This window comes from Rothia sp. ZJ1223 (assembly GCF_016900985.1).
Lineage (GTDB): Bacteria > Actinomycetota > Actinomycetes > Actinomycetales > Micrococcaceae > Rothia.
Map to the genome: position 1 here is coordinate 92,058 of NZ_JAFEUT010000003.1, position 20,472 is coordinate 112,529.

A 20,472-nucleotide genomic window follows, 5' to 3' on the forward strand; every position below is an offset into this window, starting at 1 on the left:
ACTTTGAACCTAATTTTTTGAGTAAAAAATACCCTAACGTCATATTTGGTATTTTTGGGCTCTACACACACCTAAATCTTGCATAAAAAATGCGACATAACAGTATTTAGCCTAGTCAAAACTATTTTTCTAAAAATCAAGCCCATGCCTGGTACCTCAGCAAAAATTTTCGTCACCTTGTATTTTCTCACTGCATCAATAGGCTTGTTAAGTAAGAAACTACGTTCATTCACTAGTAAGCATCAAAGGAGCATCTAGCACATGACTGCACTAGCCAACGCCGAAGAGGCAACCCTCATTCGTCCCGAGTTTGCGGACGCGTGGCGCGGCTTCAACGACGGCGAGTGGAAGCGCGCTGTCGAAGTTCGCGACTTCATTCTCAAGAACTTCACCCCCTACGAGGGCGATGCATCATTCTTGGCAGGCCCCACCGAAAAGACCCTCCGAGTCTGGGACACCCTTGAAAAGAAATTCCTCTCAGTAGAGCGCAAGCAGCGCGTTTACGATGTAGACACCGAAACCCCCGCTGAAATCGATGCTTTCGATGCAGGCTACATCTCAAAGGACGACGACGTTATCGTCGGCCTGCAGACTGATGTGCCCCTCAAGCGCGCCATGATGCCCAACGGTGGCTGGCGCATGGTTGAGACCGCTATTAAAGAAGCGGGTAAAGTACCCAACGAAGACGTCAAGAAAATCTTCACCGAGTACCGCAAGACCCACAACCAGGCTGTCTTCGACATCTACACCCCTCGCATCCGCGCAGCTCGTTCATCACACATCATCACCGGTCTGCCCGATGCTTACGGCCGCGGTCGCATCATCGGCGACTACCGCCGCGTAGCTCTCTACGGTGTTGACGCGCTGATTGCTGATAAGGAACGCGCAAAGGACGCCGTAGCGGACCAAGGTTTCTCAGAGCACTGGGCACGCTACCGCGAAGAGCACTCAGAGCAGATTAAAGCTCTGCAGCGTTTGAAGAAGATGGCAGAGAAGTACGGCTTCGACATCTCAGGTCCTGCACGCAACGCTAAAGAAGCTGTTCAGTGGACCTACTTTGGTTACCTGGCATCGGTGAAGTCACAGGACGGCGCTGCAATGTCCATCGGTCGTCTCTCAGGCTTCTTGGATGCCTACTTCGAGCGTGACTTTGCAGAGGGCACTATCACCGAGTCTGATGCTCAGGAAATGATTGACGCACTGGTTATCAAATTGCGTATTACCCGATTCCTGCGCACCATCGATTACGATCAGATTTTCTCAGGTGACCCCTACTGGGCAACCTGGTCAGACGGTGGTTTCGCTGAAGACGGTCGTACCCTGGTTACTAAGACCTCCTTCCGTTTGTTGCAGACCCTGCGTAACCTTGGTCCTGCTCCCGAGCCCAACATCACCATCTTCTGGGACGAGCAGCTGCCCAACGGCTACAAGGAATTCTGCTCCGCAATCTCCATTGAGACCTCTTCCATTCAGTACGAATCTGACCCCCAGATTCGTCAGCACTGGGGCGACGACGTAGCTATTGCTTGCTGCGTATCCCCCATGAAGGTCGGTAAGCAGATGCAGTTCTTCGGCGCACGCGTCAACGCTGCAAAGGCTCTGCTGTACGCACTGAACGGTGGCCGTGATGAGATGACCGGCAAGCAGGTTGTTGAAGGCTATGAGCCCATCAAGGGCGACGAGCCCCTCGACTTTGATGAGGTCTGGCACAAGTACGAAGAAATGTTGGACTGGGTTATCGGCACCTACGTCGAGGCGCTGAACATCATTCACTACAGCCACGACAAGTACGCCTATGAGTCCATCGAAATGGCTCTGCACGACTCAGACATCATCCGCGCAATGGGCTGCGGTATCGCAGGTCTCTCCATTGTTGCTGACTCGCTGGCAGCTATCAAGTACGCAAAGGTAACCCCTGTACGAGATGAGACCGGTCTGATTGTTGACTATATCACCGAAGGCGACTTCCCCGCCTACGGCAATGATGACGACCGCGCAGACGATATCGCTGCAACCATCGTCCATACCGTCATGAGTAAGATCAAGGCTATCCCGCTCTACCGCGACGCTATTCCTACCCAGTCGGTTCTGACTATTACCTCAAACGTTGTCTACGGTAAGGCAACCGGTAACTTCCCGTCAGGCCACCGTGCTGGTAACCCCTTCTCCCCCGGTGCAAACCCCGAGAACGGTAAAGACACTCACGGTATGGTTGCTTCGATGCTCTCAGTCGGCAAGCTCGACTACGATGACGCACTCGACGGTATCTCACTGACCAACACGATCACCCCGACCGCGTTGGGTCGTGACAAGGACGAGCAGGTTAAGAACCTGGTTGGCATCCTCGATGCCGGCTTCATTCCTGAAGAAGACTAATCCTCGCCTTTACACGGCAAACCCTTATATTTCAAACGAAAGAAGGTCATATCATGGCTGTCAAGACTTACGAAGAGCGCCTTGCATCGATGAAGGCTAACCGTGCGGCAAAGCCCGCCGACAGCAAGGGTCTCTACCACGCGAACATCAACGTTCTAAACAAGGACACCCTGATCGACGCAATGGAGAACCCCGATAACTACCCCAACCTGACCGTTCGCGTTTCAGGTTACGCAGTCAACTTTGTTCGCCTTACCCGCGAGCAGCAGCTTGACGTTCTCTCACGCACCTTCCACCAGGGCGCATAAATTCAATAATGACTATTGAAGTCAAGCCTCTGGCGGAGCAGGGTTTCGCTCCACCAGAGGCTCGTCAGTCAGGTGCTGGCACCTGGGGTCTTGGAGATATGACCGATCTTGAGCGTTCGTCTCAGCTGAAGCTAATGCGCGAAGGCAAGATGGGTTCTATTCACTCCTGGGAGCTAGTAACCGCTGTCGATGGTCCGGGTACCCGCATGACAGTGTTCATGAACGGTTGCCCGCTGCGCTGTCTCTACTGCCACAACCCCGATACTTTTCAGATGCGCGATGGCAAACCCATCATGATTGATGAGCTGCTGAAGAAAATTAAGCGCTACCGCAAGATTTTTAAGTCAACCGGTGGCGGTCTCACCATCTCTGGTGGTGAAGTTCTGATGCAGCGAGCTTTCGCAGAGAACCTGCTGATTAGTGCTAAATCTTTGGGCGTTCATACCTGCATTGATACCTCAGGGTACTTGGGCAAAACAGTGACCAATGAATTCTTGGACTACGTTGATCTGGTTCTGCTTGATATTAAATCGGGTGATGAGGAGACGTATAAAAAGGTCACCGGCAGAGAATTGCAGCCCACCATTGACTTTGGCGACAGGCTCAACGCGTTGGGTAAGGACGTGTGGATTCGCTTTGTCGCTGTACCCGGCTACACCGATTCTTATAAAAATGTTGAGAAGGTCGCCGATATTGTGTGCCGTTGGCCCAACGCGGTCAAGCGTGTGGAGGTTCTACCTTTCCACCAGATGGGCACCGATAAGTGGCAGTCACTGGGCTTGGAGTACAAGCTCGATGACGTAAAACCTCCGACTAAGGAGGAAACCGAGCGTATTCGCGATCAGTTCCGCGCCCGCGGGCTGACCGTCTACTAAAGGTTTCACCTATAGACTGTAAAACCCCGCTCACCTAGCCTTTATGGAATAGGGTGAGCGGGGTTTCTTTATGCTCGAACGCTTGCGAGCATGGTTAGCTCAGAATCTCGTTGGCACGGGCGCGTGCCCATTTCTCTGCTTCAAGGACGGCGTCCAAGGTGAGATGTGCGTCCTCGGTTTTCGCTGTCGAATTCTCATGTTCTTCAAGCACACGCTGAACGGTATCGATCATGTCGGTAAAACGAATTTTTCCGGCGTGGAAGGCAGCAACTGCTTCTTCATTAGAGGCATTAAAAGCGGCAGGGAAGGTTCCGCCGCGTTTGCCTGCCTGCTTAATCATCTCAACAGCAGGGAATGCCTGGTTATCGAGGGGTTCGAAGGTCCACTTACTAGACTGTGACCAGTCATAGGGGTTTGCAACGCCGGGGACGCGGTGGGGCCAGGTCAGCCCCAAGGCGATAGGAAGCAACATGGTAGGTGGGGACGCCTGAGCAATGGTTGAGCCGTCCACAAACTGCACCATGGAGTGTACCACCGACTGGCGGTGAACGGTCACGTCAATGCGGTCAAGATCTACACCAAAAAGATGGTGGGCTTCAAGGACTTCCAGCGCCTTATTAACCATAGATGCCGAGTTAGTAGTCACTACCAGACCCATATCCCAAGTGGGGTGAGCCAACGCCTGAGCAGGAGTTACATCGTGCAACTGCTCACGGGTTTTACCGTGGAAAGGCCCACCGCTTGCCGTGAGAATAAGCCGGTCAATTTCGCGGTCAGTACCCGATGCTAAGGCTTGAGCGAGAGCTGAGTGTTCTGAGTCCACCGGAATCAAGGGCTGTTCGAGCGGCGAAGCGTCAACCGCTGCGCGCACCAGCGGGCCACCAGCAATCAGCGACTCTTTATTAGCCAGCGCCACCTGCTGACCAGAGTGAAGAGCGGCAAGAGTCGGCTCTAAACCAATAGAACCAGTAATACCGTTGAGCACCACGTCCGCCCCAAAAGTTGCAGCTTCGGTAGCGGCTTGCGGACCGTAGACAATACGCGGGGTGTAGCTAACTCCGGCGACAGCGGCGGCGTCCTTGATCAGCTGGGTGAGTGTGGCAGCGTCCTCAGCGTTACCAGAGGTAGCCACCAGCGCCGCACCGGTAGTAACCGCCTGGCGGGCAAGCAACGGCAGGGATGAACGTCCCGCAGCTAAAGCAACTACGCGCAAGGGAGCGTCATGGCTACCGGTTAACGTTGAGGCAAGAGACGCCATGTGGTCAATAACTTCGAGTGCCTGGGTACCAATGGAACCAGTAGAGCCAAGAATAGTTACCGTACGCCCCTCCCCCAGAAAATCAAGAAGCTCGGGGGTGAGAGATTCACGGGTGCCAAATTCAGGAGGTGTCGCGCCAAATTTCATGGTTTTAAGTATGGCACGCTCTTGTGCCGCTGTTTCCTCCCTAGAATGAAAGAGAATTGGTTTTTTGTTGGAGGAAGGCAGATGGTATGCAGGCACCCGAGGTTCAGAGGCCGAGCATGAGCACTCTTATACCGTATGCACTGCAGCAGATACCGAAAGTGCAGCGGGTTGATCCCTCGCTACGCCACTGGATGCTCTACACCCCCTGGCATGTAAAAATGGGGTTGAAAGTGCGTGTACGCAACTGGAAGAAGTTTGAAGCGCAACCTGAACAGCAACAGCCTGTACGGGTGCGGGTCATTACGCCGAGTGTTGAGGGTTTAGCAGGCGGTCAGCCGTCTTTTCTGAATGTTCCTGAGACAAGGACCAGCAATGGCGCTGTCCTTTTTATTCACGGTGGCGGGCATTTACGCGGGGTCGCTGAGCCAGACCAGCCTTTTGTGAAACGCCTGGCACGGGCAGTGGGCGTTGCCGTCTTAAGCGTTGCCTATAGGTCTGCGGAGGAGGAGCCTTTCCCCGCCGATTTAGACGATTGCTATGTTTCCTTGCGCTGGTTGCAGATGAATACCCAGAAACTAGGTATCGACCCGGCAAAGATTGCCGTGGTAGGCAAGAGTGCCGGTGGTGGCCTGGCAGCAGCATTGGTGCAGAAGGCTCTCGATTCAGGGCATCCGGTGGGTTTTCAGGGGCTGCTCTACCCCATGTTGGATGACCGCACCGCTTTGCGTGATGAGCACGAGCATCGCGGGGAATTTTTCTGGTCGGATGCGTGGAACAAGTACGCCTGGAATCTCTACCTGGGTGAGCAGGTGCAAGAGGAGAACGCCCCAAAATATGCCGCACCTGCCCGCCGCGAAAACTACGAGGGTCTGCCTAACACCTGGTTGGGTGTCGGCACACTCGACCTTTTTCACCCGGAATGTCTGACATACGCCCAGAACCTTCACGACGCCGGGGTTCAGGTACAAACCATTGAGATACCGGGTATGTTCCACGGTGCCGATCTCATGTTCCCCCAAGCCACCGCGTCTTTGAAACTCTGGAACTCGCTGTTTGTTGCCTTAGAAAAGTTCTTTGCCGGGTAAGACATTTTCCCGGAACTGACAAGAAAGTACCCCGCGTTAGTGTGAAAGTACTCTTCGTAAAGACAGTACTTTCACGCTAGCGCGGTACGATTCTGTGCAGATTATTAGCTGACGATATCGAAGCTCTGCAACCTCTTCTTATCGGATTTCTTACCGGAATCTTGCAGTGCCAGAAGCTCTGCGTAGATACCACCGGAGGCGGCAAGTTCTGCTGGGCTACCGATTTCGTCGATGTGCCCGTCCTTGAGCGTCACGATGCGATCCACCGCCGAAATCGTCGAAAGGCGGTGGGCGATAATCAATGATGTGCGACCCTCCATCAGTTCGTCTAATCCCTTCTGAACAGCTCGCTCAGCCTTGGTATCAAGAGCCGACGTTGCCTCATCCAAAATCAGGATCGGCGCGTCCTTGAGAATAGCGCGAGCCACCGCAATACGCTGCTTCTGACCGCCCGAAAGTTTCAGACCGCGTTCGCCAATCAAAGAGTCATAACCGTCGGCGAACTTCTCAATAAAGGTGTGGGCATTAGCCTTCTGTGCGGCAGCCACAATTTGCTCGCGGGTGGCATGCGGGTTGGAGTAGGCGATATTCTCAGCGATAGTTCCCGAGAACAAAGAAGCGTCCTGGAAAACCATTCCGATGCGAGAACGTAGCTGCTCCAAATCTGCACTGGCGATGTCGTGACCGTCAACAACAACCTTACCCTCACGCGGGTCGTAGAGACCCTCAAGCAAAGCCATGAGAGTAGACTTGCCGCCGCCCGATTCGCCCACGAAAGCGATCTTTTCCCCGCGTTTAATAGTCAGGTCAATGTTTTCTAGAACGTTAGCTTCGCCCTCGTAGCCGAAAGCCACACGGTCAAAGGCTATGAGGTTACCGCCGGGCTGGGTTGTCAGCGGGGACGTGCGGACGCCTTCGGTCTGTGCCTCTGCGCCTACTAGAGCTAGGGCGCGCGTGTCAGCGTCAAGAGCCATCACATCGAAGTAATCCTTTGAACCGGCGATCGCTCGCTGAGCAGAATCAACAACCCAGCTCAAAGACGAAATGGGGTGTACTGCCATATTCATAAGCTGGATAAGAAGCACCATGTCGCCGATAGTGAAGTCGCCGCGGAGAGTACGCACGAAAATCATGAGGTAAAGACCGAAAAAGATGAGGTCAAGAAAGCCGCGGCGGGCAACATCCATACGGTGCCAGTAAGAGGACTGAGAGCGGGTGAGTCCAATTGTTTTTGCAAAGTGGCTGCTGAAGAGCCCGAGTTCGCGGCGCTCCTGTCCAAAGGATTTAACAACGCGAATCTGACCGATGACCTCGTTGAAGCGACCGGAGGCGATGTCAATGTTCTTGTTCTTGTCGCCTTCCCAGACCTGCCATTTTTCACTGGTCTTTGAGGTGAGCCAGAAGTAGACCGGGAAGATAATCACCAGCAGCAGTGCCAGCGGCCAGTAGTACCAGCCGCTAATAGCAATTACGGCGATGGTCGTGATAATCATCGTGAAGAAGGAGTTGGAGAACATCTTCACGAAGTTAGTGATTTCGGTAATTGAACGGTTAAGCCGCGAAATGATAGTTCCTGTGAGCTCCGAATCGAAGTAGCTCTGGGGCAAAACCATGAGCTTTTCGTAGTAGCGGTTAGAGAGGATGGTACGCATTTTCTGGCTCATCACGTCGCCCCAAAAGCCCCCGATATTAGAAATGACGGTGTTGAACAGCTGAGAGGCAAAGTAGGCAACTGCGAACCAGATGATGATGCTCACCGGTTGCGGATCTGAGCCGTTGAGGGTGTTGACTACCGTATCGGTGGCGCCTTTGATGACGAACGGTGCAGCAAGCGCTGTGATAGAAACAGCGATGGAACAAACGATAATTCCTACGTAGTAGGGCATGAGTTCCTTGGTGGCACTCATGATTCTAAAGATGCTTTTCATGCGGTTTCTTTCTCAACCTTCAGGTGCGTGTGTTTCTTCCACTGTGCCAGTTCTTCTGTAGTCGGCGGTTATTTAGTGCGGTTATTTTACCCATACCCCAGCTACTTGCAGTGCCCGCACAAACAAAGCACCCGCGTCCTTGATATAAGGACGCGGGTGGAAAGTTATGTAAGTCGCCAGGACTTAGCGGCGCTTGGTTACCGCACCGTAAATCCACAGAACGATCAGTGAACCAATAACTGCGGTGAAGAGAGTGCCGATACTGAATGACTGAATGCCGTCTGACAGACCGGGAACCATACTACCCAAGAAGCCACCGAGCATAGCGCCTACGATGCCGAGAACCATAGTGACGAGGATGCCACCACCCTGCTTGCCGGGCATGATGAGCTTAGCGAGTGCGCCAGCAATAAGACCAAGAATAATCCAACCAATGATACCCATGAGGTTTTCTCCTATGTATGTGTTCATGCAAACGCCATTAAATTGCGTTATGCTGTTGAACCTCATCTTATCTGCTTTACAAGGAAAATATAAGCTGTCTTGGGGGTTTCACCAGAAAGTATGTTTTTATTCATAGTGCAGTGAGAATATACGGGCTAAAACCGTCACAGCCACAAAAATTTACCGGCTCACCGTGCTTTTGTCTCTATTGCGAGAGGCGGTAGCAGGGCGTGCCGGTAAATCTTTTGAGGGGTGTTACTGATTGTTTTTAGTGGTCGATTGCGCCCTCTGCGCCGACGCCGGTGAGTGAGCGAACTTCCATCTCAGCCTGCTTATACTCGTCCTCTGAACCATCCGTCAAGGAGCCGATGAAGCCCAAGAGGAAAGCCAGCGGAATGGAAACCAAGCCGGGGTTGCTCAGCGGGAAGATCGCGAAATCCGCTCCGGGAATCATTGAAGTTTCAGCGCCCGAGAGAACCGGGGAGAAAATGATGAGAACAACCGACGAGATCAGACCACCGTACATTGACCACACCGCGCCGCGAGTAGTAAAACCCTTCCAGAACAGTGAGAACAAAATGGTGGGCAGGTTAGCCGAGGCAGCAACCGCGAAAGCAAGCGCTACCAAGAAGGCAACGTTCTGCCCTTGGGCACCGATGCCACCTGCAACCGCCAGCAGACCGATAACAACCACGGTAGTCTTAGCAACCTTGATTTCTTTCTTGGGGTCAGCCTCACCCTTGCAGATCACCGAGGTGTAAATATCGTGAGCGAAGGATGCTGATGCGGTGATAGCAAGACCAGCAACCACAGCCAGAATAGTTGCAAACGCAATAGCTGCTACCAGCCCCATGAGTACTGAGCCACCCAGATGGAAAGCCAGCAGCGGAGCCGCCGAGTTCACACCGCCGGGTGCTGCTTTAATCGCGTCCTGACCAACCAGAGCTGCGGCACCGTAACCCAGCACCAAGGTGAAGAGGTAGAACAAGCCAATGAGACTAATAGCCCACACCACCGACTTACGAGCTTCTTTAGCGGTGGGCACCGTGTAAAAACGCATGAGCACGTGTGGCAGACCAGCCGCACCGAAGACCAAAGCCAATGACAGTGAAATAAAGTCGAGCTTAGCGATTTCGCTGTGACCGTACTTGAGTCCGGGTTCAAGCAGGGCGGGGTTGCCAGTATTTTCAACCGCAGCCCCCAGCAGAGCTGAGAGGCTAAAGCCGTTGAGAGCTAGAATCCAAACGGTCATGACACCCACCGCCGCAAGCAAGAGGCAAGCCTTGATAATCTGAACCCAAGTTGTGCCCTTCATTCCACCGATGAGTACGTACACGATCATCAGCACGCCCACAATAACGATCACCAGCGACTGCCCTGCCTTGGAGCTAATACCCATCAGCAGTGAAACCAGCGCACCTGCACCAGCCATCTGAGCCAGTAAGTAGAAGAGGGTTACGGCAAGGGTTGAGATACACGCTGCAATACGCACCGGGCGCTGACGCAAACGGAAAGACAGCACATCTGCCATAGTGAATTTACCGGTGTTACGCAGCATCTCAGCGACCAGTAGCAAAGCCACCAGCCACGCCACTAAGAAGCCAATGGAGTAGAGAAAGCCGTCATACCCCTGAAGTGCAATAGCACCCACGATGCCCAAGAAGGACGCTGCTGAGAGGTAATCACCGGCGATGGCGAGACCGTTCTGAGTGCCGCTGAAGGAGCGTCCACCTGCGTAGTAGTCTGCGGCGGTTTTATTGTTTTTGGACGCGCGCAGCACCACCACCATGGTGGCTGCCACGAACAGCCCAAAAACGAGCATGTTGATCCAGGGAGTGCCTACGGTTTCTTGCGCCTCGCCTGCTGCTATGACAAGAGTATTCATGAGTGGCTCCCGCGGGTGTGAGTTGAGGGGTAAACATCGTTTTCGAGGTCAGCACGCAAAGCCGCTGCCTGGGGGTCAAGAGTGCGGTTAGCAAAACGTACGTACAGTCCTGTAATCGCAAAGGTAGAAACGAACTGCAGAAGACCCATCACAACACCCACATTGATGTTGCCCCATACCTTGGTTGTCATGAAGCTGGGCACGTAAATCGCCAAAATTGCGTAGAGAAAATACCAGACGAGAAAGATAAGCGCCATCGGGAAAATAAAAGAACGCTGGTCTTTGCGAAGTTTCTGAAAGGCATCGCTACGCTGCGCTGCCGCGAAATCTACCCGATCTGCGTCGAAGGCTCGTGCCTCCGGTGCCGGTGTTGGTGTTGGTTGCTGGGTCATATAACCCACCTCCTCAATTTTATATGACTGAGATAACAATATTATGAGTTCTGCATCACATGGAGAATTTGGGGTAAAAAATATTTTCGGCGAGTCGCACAACACATCGGGTATAAGAAAACCGCCCTCACCACAGGGGCAAGAGCGGTTAACACCAGCACAGGCGCTGAATACCTCACAACCTACTTCAGGTAGTGCATCAAATCCAAGCAACGATCCAAAAAAGCGTCCACCTGGGTTTCATCGTACGATTTAGCACCCGTAGCGGAACGGAAAACAGCACCACGAATCAGCTGCACGTCAACATCGTCCGACATCTTAAACTCGGTTGCCAGTTGCTGGCACAGTGAATCCACATCAGCAATAAGATACCCTTTGGTCAGCTTCTTTGAGGGGTGCCTAAAACGCTGACCAGCCGGACGCTGCAACCTACCCATAATCGTTTCAGCAAGCTGCTCAATGTGGGCGCTCCAAGCGCTCATCCCATGCTCAGCAATAAACCCCCGACGCTCAATCGCCGCGAAGCGATCCTCAACGCGATCAAGAGCCGAATCAACGTCCTCAATGCAATAGCCGCCAGGTGCTGGAGGGAAGCTCTTCATGCGTATCGAACGCGCCGTCGAACCCCCGGAGGCAGATTCACCGGCACGCAAGCTCTCATAATCATTAGCAAGCTCATCAAAATACTCATCCACAGCTTCAACGCTGTAGCCAACCTTACGCCCCTTCGCCAGAGCAAACTCAGAAATTCTTTTCTGCACGATCATTTCTACCTTCCACTTACAGGCTCAGCGACCAGGGGTCAAGCAACTCAAAAATCACGTACCCCGCAGCAATAGCAAACACGATTGAATCCAAACGATCCATCACCCCACCGTGCCCCGGCAGAATATTGCTCATGTCCTTAATACCAATTTCGCGCTTCACCATGGACTCAGCCAAATCACCCACCGTTGAAGCAATCACCAAGAAGAAAGCAATAATAAGACCAAACCACCAGCGCTCACCCATCACCACCATACAGATGATGCCAACAATGAAGGATCCAAGCATCGACCCAGCAAAGCCCTCCCACGTTTTCTTGGGAGAAATCTTCGGTGCCATAGGGCGTTTGCCCCACCGCACACCAGCAATATAGCCCCAGGTGTCGTTGCCAATTGCCATGACAACAATCGTAAAGACTTTGCCCACGCCCGTATCTTCGCGATAGAGCAAAAGCGCAAGCGAAATAAGAAACGGCACCCAGCCCATCACGAACATCGAGCCCATGATTGACATAATCATGCCGTTCTTCGAACCGAAGAGCCGCCAAATAATCACTAGCAAGCTAGAAGCTACCACGCCAAAAATAAGCCACTGGGCTCCACCGTAGTAGGCAAAAAAAGGCATCGTTGCCGCAGCAACCACCGCGGGAATCACAGGAACACCCATGCCGCGCTTCTGGTTCAGCCCGTTCGTTACCTCCCAGGCACCCACAGCAGTAGCAGAGGCAGCTAAACACACCAAAATAACCGGTACAAAAAACAAACCCACCGCCAGCAAGCCACCGAGAACAACCCCGACAGTGATGGCGGCAGGTAAGTTACGACCAGCCTTAGATTTTTGGGGCTGGCTCGCTGTACCTTCAGAGAGCTTCTCGCTCATAGATACAGACCTTAATCGTTTAGACTTCCGAAAGCTCAGTTTCTTTGTGCTTCAGCAAGGTATCGATGGTCTCAACGTGCTTCTTCGTCAAACCGTCGAGTTCCTTTTCAGCGCGAGTACCCTCGTCCTCACCAATTTCGCCGTCCTTGACGAGCTTATCGATGCTAGTCTTGGCGTGACGACGCACGTTACGCACTGCAACACGAGCGTCCTCAGCCTTGTGGCTGACTAACTTGATGTATTCTTTACGACGCTCTTCAGTCATTTCGGGCATCACGATGCGAATAACGTTGCCGTCATTTGAGGGGTTAGCACCCAAATCTGAGTCGCGCAGAGCCTTCTCAATGGCGCTCATTGCACCCTTATCGTAAGGGGTAATCAAAATGGTACGAGCCTCAGGAGTCTGGAATGAAGCCAGCTGCTGCAAAGGGGTCGGCGCACCGTAGTAATCAACAGTCAATGATGAGAACAGTGAGGGGTTCGCGCGACCGGTACGAACGTTTGAAAATTCGTTTTTTGCAGCGTCAATGGCTTTATTCATCTTTTCGCCAGCTTCAGCCAAGATTTCTTCGATCATAGGCGTTTCTCCTTATATAGAACTACAGGTTTTCATCCCGCAGCGGCGAGGAGTATTCCCCACCCAATATTATTTCTCTCTCAACAGTCTAGTAGCCCAGTCACTGACCGGGCTACTTCTAAACACCCAAACACCCGATTACTAGATTTCTTTTGCCTCTAGCATCGAGTCAGGGTGTACACACTGTTTTATGCGGTAACGAGAGTACCCATCTTCTCGCCCAAAATAGCGCGAGCCACGTTGTCTTCACCTTGCATACCGAACACACGCATTGAAACCTTGTTATCGCGGCACAGAGCAAAAGCGGTCTGATCCATGACACGAATATCGCGCTGCATCGCCTCATCATAGGTGAGGCTAAAAAGACGCTCAGCATTGGGGTCCTTGTTGGGATCAGCAGTGTAAATACCATCTACACCGTTCTTAGCAACCAGCACCTCGTCCGCCTGAATCTCAAGAGCACGCTGCGCGGCAACAGTGTCGGTGGAGAAGTAAGGCAAGCCAGCACCAGCACCGAAAATCACCACGCGGTCTTTTTGCATGTGGCGGATAGCGCGACGAGGAATGTAAGTCTCAGCAACCTGCGGCATGGTGATGGCTGACTGCACACGGGTATCGATACCTGCCTGCTCCAGGAAATCCTGCAAGGCCAGTGAATTCATCACCGTACCGAGCATGCCCATGTAATCAGCGCGTGAGCGATCCATACCGGCAGTTGACAGTTCAGCACCGCGGAAGAAGTTACCGCCACCAATGACAATCGAAGTCTCGACCTTGCCTACGGTGGACGCAATCTGCTCAGCGATACCGCGAATCACCTCGGTATCAATGCCTACCTTGCCACCGCCAAAAACCTCACCAGAAAGCTTCAGAAGGACGCGGCGGCGTCCGGTGGCGTCATTATTAATCTTGGTTGCGGTCTCGGTCATGGGATCCTCCACAGAATAATCGGGCAAAAGCGCTTGCAAACGCACCTTTGCAGGCTCTAGAAAAGCATACGACAAAGGGGAGCACCGTTGCGGTACTCCCCCAATGTCACCACTAAATTACATGTATATCACACACGCAGTGGCAGGTGGTGAAAACCTTATGCACCTACGCGGAAACGCTCGAAAGCAGTTGCGGTTGCACCAGCTTCTGACAGAACCTGAGCAACTGACTTTGAGGAGTCCTTTGCGAAGTCCTGGTCGAGCAGGGTGTTTTCCTTGTAGAAAGCCTTGAGCTTACCCTCAACAATTTTGGGGATAATCTGCTCGGGCTTGCCCTCAGCTGCTGCGGTCTCTTCAGCAACGCGCTTTTCAGCTGCGATGTCGTCTGCTGAGATAGCATCTGAGTTGAGGTACTTGGGTGACATAGCAGCAATGTGAACTGCAACGTCGTGTGCAACCTCGTCGGTGTTTGAACCCTCAACAGCCAGCAGAACGCCAACCTGTGCGGGCAGATCCTTTGAGGTCTTGTGCAGGTAAACTGCTACGTTTTCGCCCTCAATACGTGCTACGCGACGAACAACAACCTTTTCGCCCAGCAATGCGCCAGCTTCGGTGGTCAGTTCTTCAACGGTCTTGCCGTCAACGGTAGCTGCCTTGAGTTCGTCCAGGGTTGAAGCGTTCGCTGAAACAGCTGCTTCGAGAACGTTGTTAGCAAAAGCAATGAAAGGCTCGCTCTTAGCCACGAAGTCGGTTTCTGAGTTAACTTCAACCATGAAACCTGCGCCGTTTTCAACGCGAGCGGCTACGATGCCCTCTGCGGTTGCGCGACCTTCACGCTTGGTGACACCCTTGAGACCCTTAACGCGGATGATCTCCATTGCCTTCTGCTGATCGCCGTTAGCCTCGTCGAGAGCCTTCTTGACGTCGAGCATGCCAGCGCCGGTCTTTTCGCGCAGTGCCTTGATGTCTGCTGCAGTGTAGTTCGCCATAGTGTGAACTCCTAAGTTATTGATTTCAAAGGTTTGTGGGGCACAGCATCTCACCACTTTCGCAAGAGGTAAGGCTCTGCGGGGAACATAAGACGGCACACCGTTTGCATCAAAGGGGGTACCGTCTTATGTTGTTCAAGCTATTTACTTAGCTGACTCTTCTGCTTTTTCTGACTTTGCAGCTTCGTGCTGCTCCAGCAGTTCCTTTTCCCATTCAGCCATGGGCTCTTCGGTTGAATCAGCCTTGCCAGCCTTCTTGTTGTTACGCTCAAGCAGACCCTCAGCAACCGCGTCCGCGATAACACGGGTCAGCAGATTGATGGAGCGGATTGAGTCGTCGTTACCGGGGATGGGGAACGCAACTTCGTCCGGGTCTGCGTTGGTGTCAAGAATACCAACAACGGGGATGTTCAGCTTCTGAGCTTCGTCAACCGCGAGGTGTTCCTTCTTGGTGTCAACGATCCAGATGAGTGAAGGAGCCTTGGTGAGGTTACGGATACCGCCAAGGGTCTTCTCAAGTTTCTCGTGCTCGCGACGCAGCAGAAGGAGTTCCTTCTTAGTGTACTGTGAGCCTGCGACATCGTCGAAGTCCAGCTGCTCAAGTTCCTTCATACGATCGATTCGCTTTGAAACGGTCTGGAAGTTGGTGAGCATACCACCGAGCCAGCGGTGGTTAACGTAGGGCATGTTGACGCGGGTTGCCTGGTCAGCAATTGCTTCCTGAGCCTGCTTCTTGGTACCAACGAACAGTACGGTGCCGCCGTGTGCAACGGTGGTCTTGACTGCTTCGTATGCCTTGTCGATGAATTCGAGTGACTGCTGCAAGTCGATGATGTAGATGCCGTTGCGCTCGGTGAAAATGAAGCGCTTCATCTTGGGGTTCCAGCGGCGGGTCTGGTGACCAAAGTGAACACCTGAATCGAGCAGCTGACGCATAGTTACGACGGGCATGTCGTCTCCTTTAGAAAGTGGTGCCGGGCAGTCCCCTGGTTCCAGGCTAGATCTGCCACGCGCATAGTAGTTATCGGTTACACGGCAAACTCTTATTGTTTTGCCCCTGGCAAACCGCCGGTAATCTTCGAAGAAGTGACGAAGTTTTCACCGTCGAGCCCTGACTGCTGGTGCAGACCGAAGGTCTCTTATCACTGCGTAAGGGATCGGTTGCTACCGCAAGAATTTACGGAGCTGTTGAGCCTTAGCATGTGCGCGGGTTTGCGCGTTGTCAGATCGTTAGGTAACTAACGATGAACACGCGTGTAAGTGCGTTCTTTGTCTTTTCGTAAAGTTCTTTACGAAAGGCAAACTGCAAGCACCAACTATACCCCAGGTTGTGGTGCATTCAGCGGTTTTGTGAGGCAAAATGCACCAAAGGAAAGGATTGAGTGATACCCCACACACCACTTACCTGTGGATAAAGTTGATAAGGGGGTATTTATCCACAGATTTAAGGGTTTTACTCCCCCAATCGACGTATCTGTGGTTCGCTCGTTACATGAACTGCACCCAGTATTTATCTTCTTTTCATTTTTATCTTCAACGGTGGACGCGCCGCGTGAGCTCCCGGACCATAATACGGGTTGCGCTGGCAATAGTGATGCTAGGGGTTATGGTAGGAAGCACCCCCGCAATTGCTGAATCCACCCCATCCTTACCCAGCTGGCACCCACCGGTGACACATCCTTATTTAGTAGATCGGGAGTTCGATAAGCCCGCGAAGAAGTGGCAGGCAGGGCACCGCGGCGTTGATTTTAGGGTTGATGCGGAGGCTAAGGTTTACTCCCCTGCTACCGGTGAAATTACTTTTTCGGGAACGGTAGTTGACCGTCAGGTGATTACCGTAACCCACAGCGACGGGCGTAAATCCAGCTTTGAGCCTGTCGCTGAACCGTTGCCAGTCGGTGAGCGCGTTGAGGCGGGGCAGGTAATTGCTGTAATGGACGCCAGTATTGAACATTGCGCGGGCGGCGGGCACTGCCTGCACTGGGGCGTGCGAGAGAAAGAGACAGAGGAATATCTGAACCCGCTGCTACTTCTGGGTGAAGGTGCGCCCTCCGTTCTCTTACCCATTACCGATGATTTTGCGGCATAGACGACAGACACCCCGTACTGCCTACCTTAAATCGCCAAGGGATGCCGTACGTCCCTTGTGAAAATACCCAAATACATTGGCATGGACGTACAGCACCCCTTGAGAGTTGAGAGCGACTACTGCAAAGAACTAGTAGGCGCGTAGGGCACCGTGATTGCTGAGTCGGTACATGAAAGCACCCATCGCATCGCGTTTCACGGGGCTGACCGCACGGAAAGTGCGGTCAGGTCACCCTGTTGAAATACCGGTTGCAGAAAGCCAGGCAATTTCGTTTCCCCTGTATGCCTGAATACCAACATACGCCATCACGTATTTTCCGTTGGCTGCCTTCTCAACAGAAGGAGCCCAGGTTTCAAAACACCCTGAAACTGCCGTATTGCAGTTGGGCTGTTGCTTAACCCAGGTGCCCGGTAGAGCCAGAGTATCGTTGTACCAATAATCAGAGGCGTTCGCAGGCTTGCGACCTGCGGGGCTGGCTACAGGGGTGTATCGCTGGTTGGTCGTCTATTTTTCAGGTCGGTGGAAGTAATCAGGGGGACGTTGCCTCCGCCCATGCTCGTACCGTAGGCGTAGTAGGTGCCATTTTCTTGGAAGACATCGGGATCAGCGAGATCGCCAATAGTGATGTTATGTCCGGGTACCCACTGACCAGTTGTTACGTAAGGTTTACCGGCAACGAACCAAGGACCATCGGGGTAAGCGGACGCCGGTGGCATAGCGAGCGCTGCAGCCACTGTTACTGCCGCTGCCGCCAAACCCACCTTTTTGAGCGCTCGAAAGCGTGAGAGAAGGGCAGACATAGAGTATGTGCTTTCTTGTGTGTGAGTGAAAAGGTTTTCGGGTTCTATGGTAGGTGCGTTGCCACCCATTGACTTTTCGGCTCAGAGGGGACGATTGCTCGAACAGGTGGCATTTACTTAGCCGCGTTTTTGAGCAGCTGTTTCTGGTCAGCGCGGTACATAAAAGCTGCCATTGCCTCACGAGTGACGGTGGCACGGGGGCGGAAGGTGCCGTCCAACCAACCGGTTGTTATACCGGTAGCAGCAAACCAAGATACTTCATGATAGAACATGTCGTTGGCGGTGATGTCAGTAAAGGGCGAGCGCGTAGCAGCAGTGTGCGAGGGTTCTCCTGCCATGCGGTAAAAGAAAGCTGCCATGGCGTCTCTGTTAATGGCTTGGTCTGGTCGGTAGGTTCCGTCTGACCAACCAGTGCTAATACCGTTTTCTGCTAGCCAGGAAATCTCGTGGTAGAAGGGGTGGGTAGTGGGTAGGTCTTTGAAGTTGGGGGTTGTCGGTGCGGTGTAGGTAGGGGAACCCGCTAGACGGTATAGGAAGGCAGCTATATCAGCGCGGCTCACTGCTTGATAGGGACGGTAGGTTCCGTCTGACCAACCGGTGCTGATACCTGCTTGTAAGAGCCACCGTATTTCTTGTGCGAAGCTAGAACCAGTGATATCGGTGAAGCCAACGCGCGTCACTCCCCCAGTGGGTGTCCACCGCAGCTTCACGCCGCTGGTGAAAGTGACAGTGATAGAGCCATCCGGTTGAGGCACCTCACCTGTGACCGGGTAGCCCAGTGTGCGAGTAAAGCCGTTATTGCGCCAGTGCCAGTAGAGAGCACCCTTAAGGTTGAGGGTTTGTACACCGCCCTGCGGTGACCAGATGAGGGCGGTTTCTACCCCGGTTGCGGTGCGGAAGTTTTGGATTGCTCCGGGTCCTAAGATGTGCTCCGCATCGGTGGGGTAACCGTAGGCGTTTTCGTAACCGGCTGTGCGGTAGAAAGATCCGATAGCGCCATTGAAGTAGACGGGTGCGGCACCGGTGAAAGGCGACCAGTAAATAGTTGTTCCAGAATCAAAGTTTTGGGCGTACCCGCCATCGCGTAGAGGAAATTCAGCGCCGAGGGGCTGGCCGAAGTGCGTGGCACCGCCACGGCCCCAGTAGTAGTTTCCAATTGCTCCGGTCAACGCAAAACGCGGTACAAGGACAACGGCTTCCGTTGCTTTTCGGGCATTCACCATCAGGTAACCGTTAACAGAGGTTCCTGTAGCTTTGAGAATTTCGCGAATACGCTCTACCGAAAGATTCGGGTCGCGTTCCTTCATCAGGGCAACAATTCCGGTCACGTGTGGCGCTGCCATTGAGGTGCCGTGTAAATAGCCATAGGACGCAGCCCCCTGGGTATAGGTGCCGGTATTCTTTGTTGACCACAAGGGCGCAGCTGAGTTGCCACCGGGAGCCAATACATCGAGCATTGGACCCCAGTTAGAATAACCGACCATTGTGTTATTGATGCTGGTTGATCCCACCACGATAGCGCCCAGACAGTTAGCGGGCATCACTGTATTGGCGTTAATACCCTGGTTACCCGCCGAAGCAATCACCGGAACGTTGCGGGCGTGCGCGAGGTTCACGGCGTCCTGCATAACCTGAGGGCAGCGTCCGGTAGGCATAACGATACCTTCAGAAAAGTTAACCACGTGAGAGGGTGTGGGATTGTTGGGCACACCCGCCTGAGGAACTCCGGCGCTCCACGCCACACCGGCTGCCTGGTCTGAAACGTAGGTGGTGCCGTCCTTACCCATGACGCGTGCGTGCTGAATCTGGGCGTTGGGCGCCACACCGGCAACACCTATACCGTTATCGGTTGAGGCAGCGGCGATCCCGGCAACATGGGTTCCGTGCCAGGTTGAGACCAAAGAGTAATGGGGACCCCAATCACCCTCATCGTTGGGGTTGGGGTCGCGTCCATCTCCGTCGCGGGAGTGATCAATCGTTGAAACAAAGTCATACCCGGGTAGCATTTTCCCGTTGAGATCAGGGTGGGATGTCTGCCCCGTATCTGCCACACCAATGCGTATTCCCTGCCCGGTTGCAAAGCGCCAAGCACCCGCGGCGTCAATGGCGCGCATATTCCACTGATAACCAGCGTAGTGGGGGTCATTCGGTGGATTGCCGGGAATTGCCGCTAAACCGCCGGCAATAATGTAATCCGGCTCTGCGTACTCAACGTTGGGGTTTTCTTCTAGCTTTTCAACAGCCTCTGCTTGCTCAGCTTTATCAAGAAAAGCACCCGCGTCAATTACCTCAGCCCCAGCAATGGTTTCTTTGACGATATCGGCGCTCTCGGTGACCGCTGTAGTGTCAGTGAGTTCTTCGACGATGCTCTCTTTAGTCTGCTCGCTGACGTCCTTAGCGAACTTGACGATGATCTGGTCAGTTTCAGCTAGCACCGTGGGGTGGGCGTTGCGTTCAATGGTTTCTTGATCTTCAGCAAGGACGCGGAGGGGCGGGGCATAGGCGCCAGCTTGAGGTGTAGATGGGGCAGCCAGTGCCGGGGTCAGCGCCCCGAAGAAAGTGAGAGCTGCTAAAGAGAGCGTGAGGCGCCGAAGCGATGTGCGTTTCATGGTTGTTCCGTTTTCGGCAGAGAAAGTGTTATGCAACTAAGTTTACCCATCAGTAGTTTTACCGCCGGAATTATTAAGGGGTACTCCGTCTTTAGAGTGGGGTTGCCCAGTTCCCCCTCAAGATATCTACGGCATCC

Annotated in this window: 18 protein-coding genes; 5 read left to right on the top strand and 13 right to left on the bottom strand. The window is 53.3% G+C overall.

From position 1 onward, the window contains the following. The first annotated feature begins 261 nt into the window (after positions 1 to 261). The 3 genes from pflB to pflA are packed head-to-tail and all read left to right on the top strand — an operon-like array spanning position 262 to position 3,559. Positions 262 to 2,376, top strand: coding sequence for a formate C-acetyltransferase (gene pflB, locus JTP09_RS04725; protein ID WP_204877305.1), 2,115 nt, complete (start codon positions 262 to 264; stop codon positions 2,374 to 2,376). 53 nt (positions 2,377 to 2,429) lie between these two features. Then, positions 2,430 to 2,684 carry an autonomous glycyl radical cofactor GrcA2 gene (gene grcA2 / locus JTP09_RS10155; protein WP_204877306.1) on the top strand — a complete coding sequence of 85 codons (255 nt, stop codon included), beginning with the start codon at positions 2,430 to 2,432 and terminating at the stop codon, positions 2,682 to 2,684. Between the two features lie 8 nt (positions 2,685 to 2,692). Continuing rightward, on the top strand, positions 2,693 to 3,559 hold the full coding sequence (gene pflA / locus JTP09_RS04735) for a pyruvate formate-lyase-activating protein (RefSeq protein ID WP_204877307.1): 867 nt from the start codon (positions 2,693 to 2,695) through the stop codon (positions 3,557 to 3,559). A gap of 94 nt (positions 3,560 to 3,653) precedes the next feature. On the opposite strand, the gene dxr is transcribed toward pflA, so the two are convergent. Beyond that, on the bottom strand, positions 3,654 to 4,964 hold the full coding sequence (gene dxr, locus JTP09_RS04740; protein WP_204877308.1) for a 1-deoxy-D-xylulose-5-phosphate reductoisomerase: 1,311 nt from the start codon (positions 4,962 to 4,964) through the stop codon (positions 3,654 to 3,656). 116 nt (positions 4,965 to 5,080) lie between these two features. Here dxr and JTP09_RS04745 point away from each other — a divergent pair, with 116 nt between their 5' ends. Further along, the gene (locus tag JTP09_RS04745) at positions 5,081 to 6,049 is read left to right on the top strand and encodes an alpha/beta hydrolase (protein WP_204877309.1); all 969 of its coding nucleotides are present in this window, start codon (positions 5,081 to 5,083) and stop codon (positions 6,047 to 6,049) included. A 104-nt stretch (positions 6,050 to 6,153) separates the two neighbouring features. Here the strand turns inward: JTP09_RS04745 and JTP09_RS04750 are convergent, their stop codons facing one another. From JTP09_RS04750 to rpsB, 10 genes are all read right to left on the bottom strand, one after another. Beyond that, positions 6,154 to 7,977 carry an ABC transporter ATP-binding protein gene (locus JTP09_RS04750; RefSeq protein WP_204877310.1) on the bottom strand — a complete coding sequence of 608 codons (1,824 nt, stop codon included), beginning with the start codon at positions 7,975 to 7,977 and terminating at the stop codon, positions 6,154 to 6,156. Between the two features lie 183 nt (positions 7,978 to 8,160). Then, positions 8,161 to 8,421 (bottom strand): GlsB/YeaQ/YmgE family stress response membrane protein, encoded by a 261-nt coding sequence (locus JTP09_RS04755; RefSeq protein ID WP_204877516.1) that lies wholly within the window; start codon positions 8,419 to 8,421, stop codon positions 8,161 to 8,163. A 268-nt stretch (positions 8,422 to 8,689) separates the two neighbouring features. Then, positions 8,690 to 10,306, bottom strand: a complete 1,617-nt coding sequence (locus tag JTP09_RS04760; protein WP_204877311.1) for a cation acetate symporter — start codon at positions 10,304 to 10,306, stop codon at positions 8,690 to 8,692. Beyond that, positions 10,303 to 10,698 (bottom strand): DUF485 domain-containing protein, encoded by a 396-nt coding sequence (locus tag JTP09_RS04765; RefSeq protein WP_204877312.1) that lies wholly within the window; start codon positions 10,696 to 10,698, stop codon positions 10,303 to 10,305. The genes JTP09_RS04760 and JTP09_RS04765 overlap by 4 nt, the downstream gene beginning before the upstream one ends. A gap of 182 nt (positions 10,699 to 10,880) precedes the next feature. Continuing rightward, complete coding sequence (locus JTP09_RS04770) at positions 10,881 to 11,459, bottom strand: DivIVA domain-containing protein (RefSeq protein WP_204877313.1); 579 nt, start codon at positions 11,457 to 11,459, stop codon at positions 10,881 to 10,883. Positions 11,460 to 11,478: 19 nt separating this feature from the next. Next, positions 11,479 to 12,342 carry a phosphatidate cytidylyltransferase gene (locus tag JTP09_RS04775; protein ID WP_204877314.1) on the bottom strand — a complete coding sequence of 288 codons (864 nt, stop codon included), beginning with the start codon at positions 12,340 to 12,342 and terminating at the stop codon, positions 11,479 to 11,481. A gap of 19 nt (positions 12,343 to 12,361) precedes the next feature. Beyond that, entirely contained in the window at positions 12,362 to 12,919 is a 558-nt protein-coding gene (frr, locus tag JTP09_RS04780) for a ribosome recycling factor (protein ID WP_204877315.1), read from the bottom strand. 188 nt (positions 12,920 to 13,107) lie between these two features. Beyond that, positions 13,108 to 13,848, bottom strand: coding sequence for a UMP kinase (pyrH, locus tag JTP09_RS04785; RefSeq protein WP_204877517.1), 741 nt, complete (start codon positions 13,846 to 13,848; stop codon positions 13,108 to 13,110). Positions 13,849 to 14,006: 158 nt separating this feature from the next. Continuing rightward, complete coding sequence (tsf, locus tag JTP09_RS04790) at positions 14,007 to 14,837, bottom strand: translation elongation factor Ts (RefSeq protein ID WP_204877316.1); 831 nt, start codon at positions 14,835 to 14,837, stop codon at positions 14,007 to 14,009. A gap of 144 nt (positions 14,838 to 14,981) precedes the next feature. After that, the gene (gene rpsB / locus JTP09_RS04795) at positions 14,982 to 15,788 is read right to left on the bottom strand and encodes a 30S ribosomal protein S2 (protein ID WP_204877317.1); all 807 of its coding nucleotides are present in this window, start codon (positions 15,786 to 15,788) and stop codon (positions 14,982 to 14,984) included. 655 nt (positions 15,789 to 16,443) lie between these two features. On the opposite strand from rpsB, the gene JTP09_RS04800 reads away from it, so the two are divergent. Continuing rightward, positions 16,444 to 16,926, top strand: coding sequence for a M23 family metallopeptidase (locus JTP09_RS04800; protein ID WP_204877318.1), 483 nt, complete (start codon positions 16,444 to 16,446; stop codon positions 16,924 to 16,926). A gap of 476 nt (positions 16,927 to 17,402) precedes the next feature. On the opposite strand, the gene JTP09_RS04805 is transcribed toward JTP09_RS04800, so the two are convergent. Beyond that, positions 17,403 to 17,726: a hypothetical protein gene (locus JTP09_RS04805; protein ID WP_204877319.1), complete on the bottom strand. Its 324-nt coding sequence runs from the start codon at positions 17,724 to 17,726 to the stop codon at positions 17,403 to 17,405. 113 nt (positions 17,727 to 17,839) lie between these two features. After that, positions 17,840 to 20,335: a S8 family serine peptidase gene (locus tag JTP09_RS10010; protein ID WP_239478811.1), complete on the bottom strand. Its 2,496-nt coding sequence runs from the start codon at positions 20,333 to 20,335 to the stop codon at positions 17,840 to 17,842. Between the last annotated feature and the right edge of the window lie 137 nt (positions 20,336 to 20,472).

Coding starts and splice junctions, on each gene's coding strand:
- pflB (WP_204877305.1), top strand. CDS start 262: ATGACTGCACTAGCCAACGCCGAAGAGGCAACCCTCATTCGTCCCGAG.
- grcA2 (WP_204877306.1), top strand. CDS start 2,430: ATGGCTGTCAAGACTTACGAAGAGCGCCTTGCATCGATGAAGGCTAAC.
- pflA (WP_204877307.1), top strand. CDS start 2,693: ATGACTATTGAAGTCAAGCCTCTGGCGGAGCAGGGTTTCGCTCCACCA.
- dxr (WP_204877308.1), bottom strand. CDS start 4,964: ATGAAATTTGGCGCGACACCTCCTGAATTTGGCACCCGTGAATCTCTC.
- JTP09_RS04745 (WP_204877309.1), top strand. CDS start 5,081: ATGAGCACTCTTATACCGTATGCACTGCAGCAGATACCGAAAGTGCAG.
- JTP09_RS04750 (WP_204877310.1), bottom strand. CDS start 7,977: ATGAAAAGCATCTTTAGAATCATGAGTGCCACCAAGGAACTCATGCCC.
- JTP09_RS04755 (WP_204877516.1), bottom strand. CDS start 8,421: ATGGGTATCATTGGTTGGATTATTCTTGGTCTTATTGCTGGCGCACTC.
- JTP09_RS04760 (WP_204877311.1), bottom strand. CDS start 10,306: ATGAATACTCTTGTCATAGCAGCAGGCGAGGCGCAAGAAACCGTAGGC.
- JTP09_RS04765 (WP_204877312.1), bottom strand. CDS start 10,698: ATGACCCAGCAACCAACACCAACACCGGCACCGGAGGCACGAGCCTTC.
- JTP09_RS04775 (WP_204877314.1), bottom strand. CDS start 12,342: ATGAGCGAGAAGCTCTCTGAAGGTACAGCGAGCCAGCCCCAAAAATCT.
- frr (WP_204877315.1), bottom strand. CDS start 12,919: ATGATCGAAGAAATCTTGGCTGAAGCTGGCGAAAAGATGAATAAAGCC.
- pyrH (WP_204877517.1), bottom strand. CDS start 13,848: ATGACCGAGACCGCAACCAAGATTAATAATGACGCCACCGGACGCCGC.
- tsf (WP_204877316.1), bottom strand. CDS start 14,837: ATGGCGAACTACACTGCAGCAGACATCAAGGCACTGCGCGAAAAGACC.
- rpsB (WP_204877317.1), bottom strand. CDS start 15,788: ATGCCCGTCGTAACTATGCGTCAGCTGCTCGATTCAGGTGTTCACTTT.
- JTP09_RS04800 (WP_204877318.1), top strand. CDS start 16,444: ATGGTAGGAAGCACCCCCGCAATTGCTGAATCCACCCCATCCTTACCC.
- JTP09_RS04805 (WP_204877319.1), bottom strand. CDS start 17,726: ATGTCTGCCCTTCTCTCACGCTTTCGAGCGCTCAAAAAGGTGGGTTTG.
- JTP09_RS10010 (WP_239478811.1), bottom strand. CDS start 20,335: ATGAAACGCACATCGCTTCGGCGCCTCACGCTCTCTTTAGCAGCTCTC.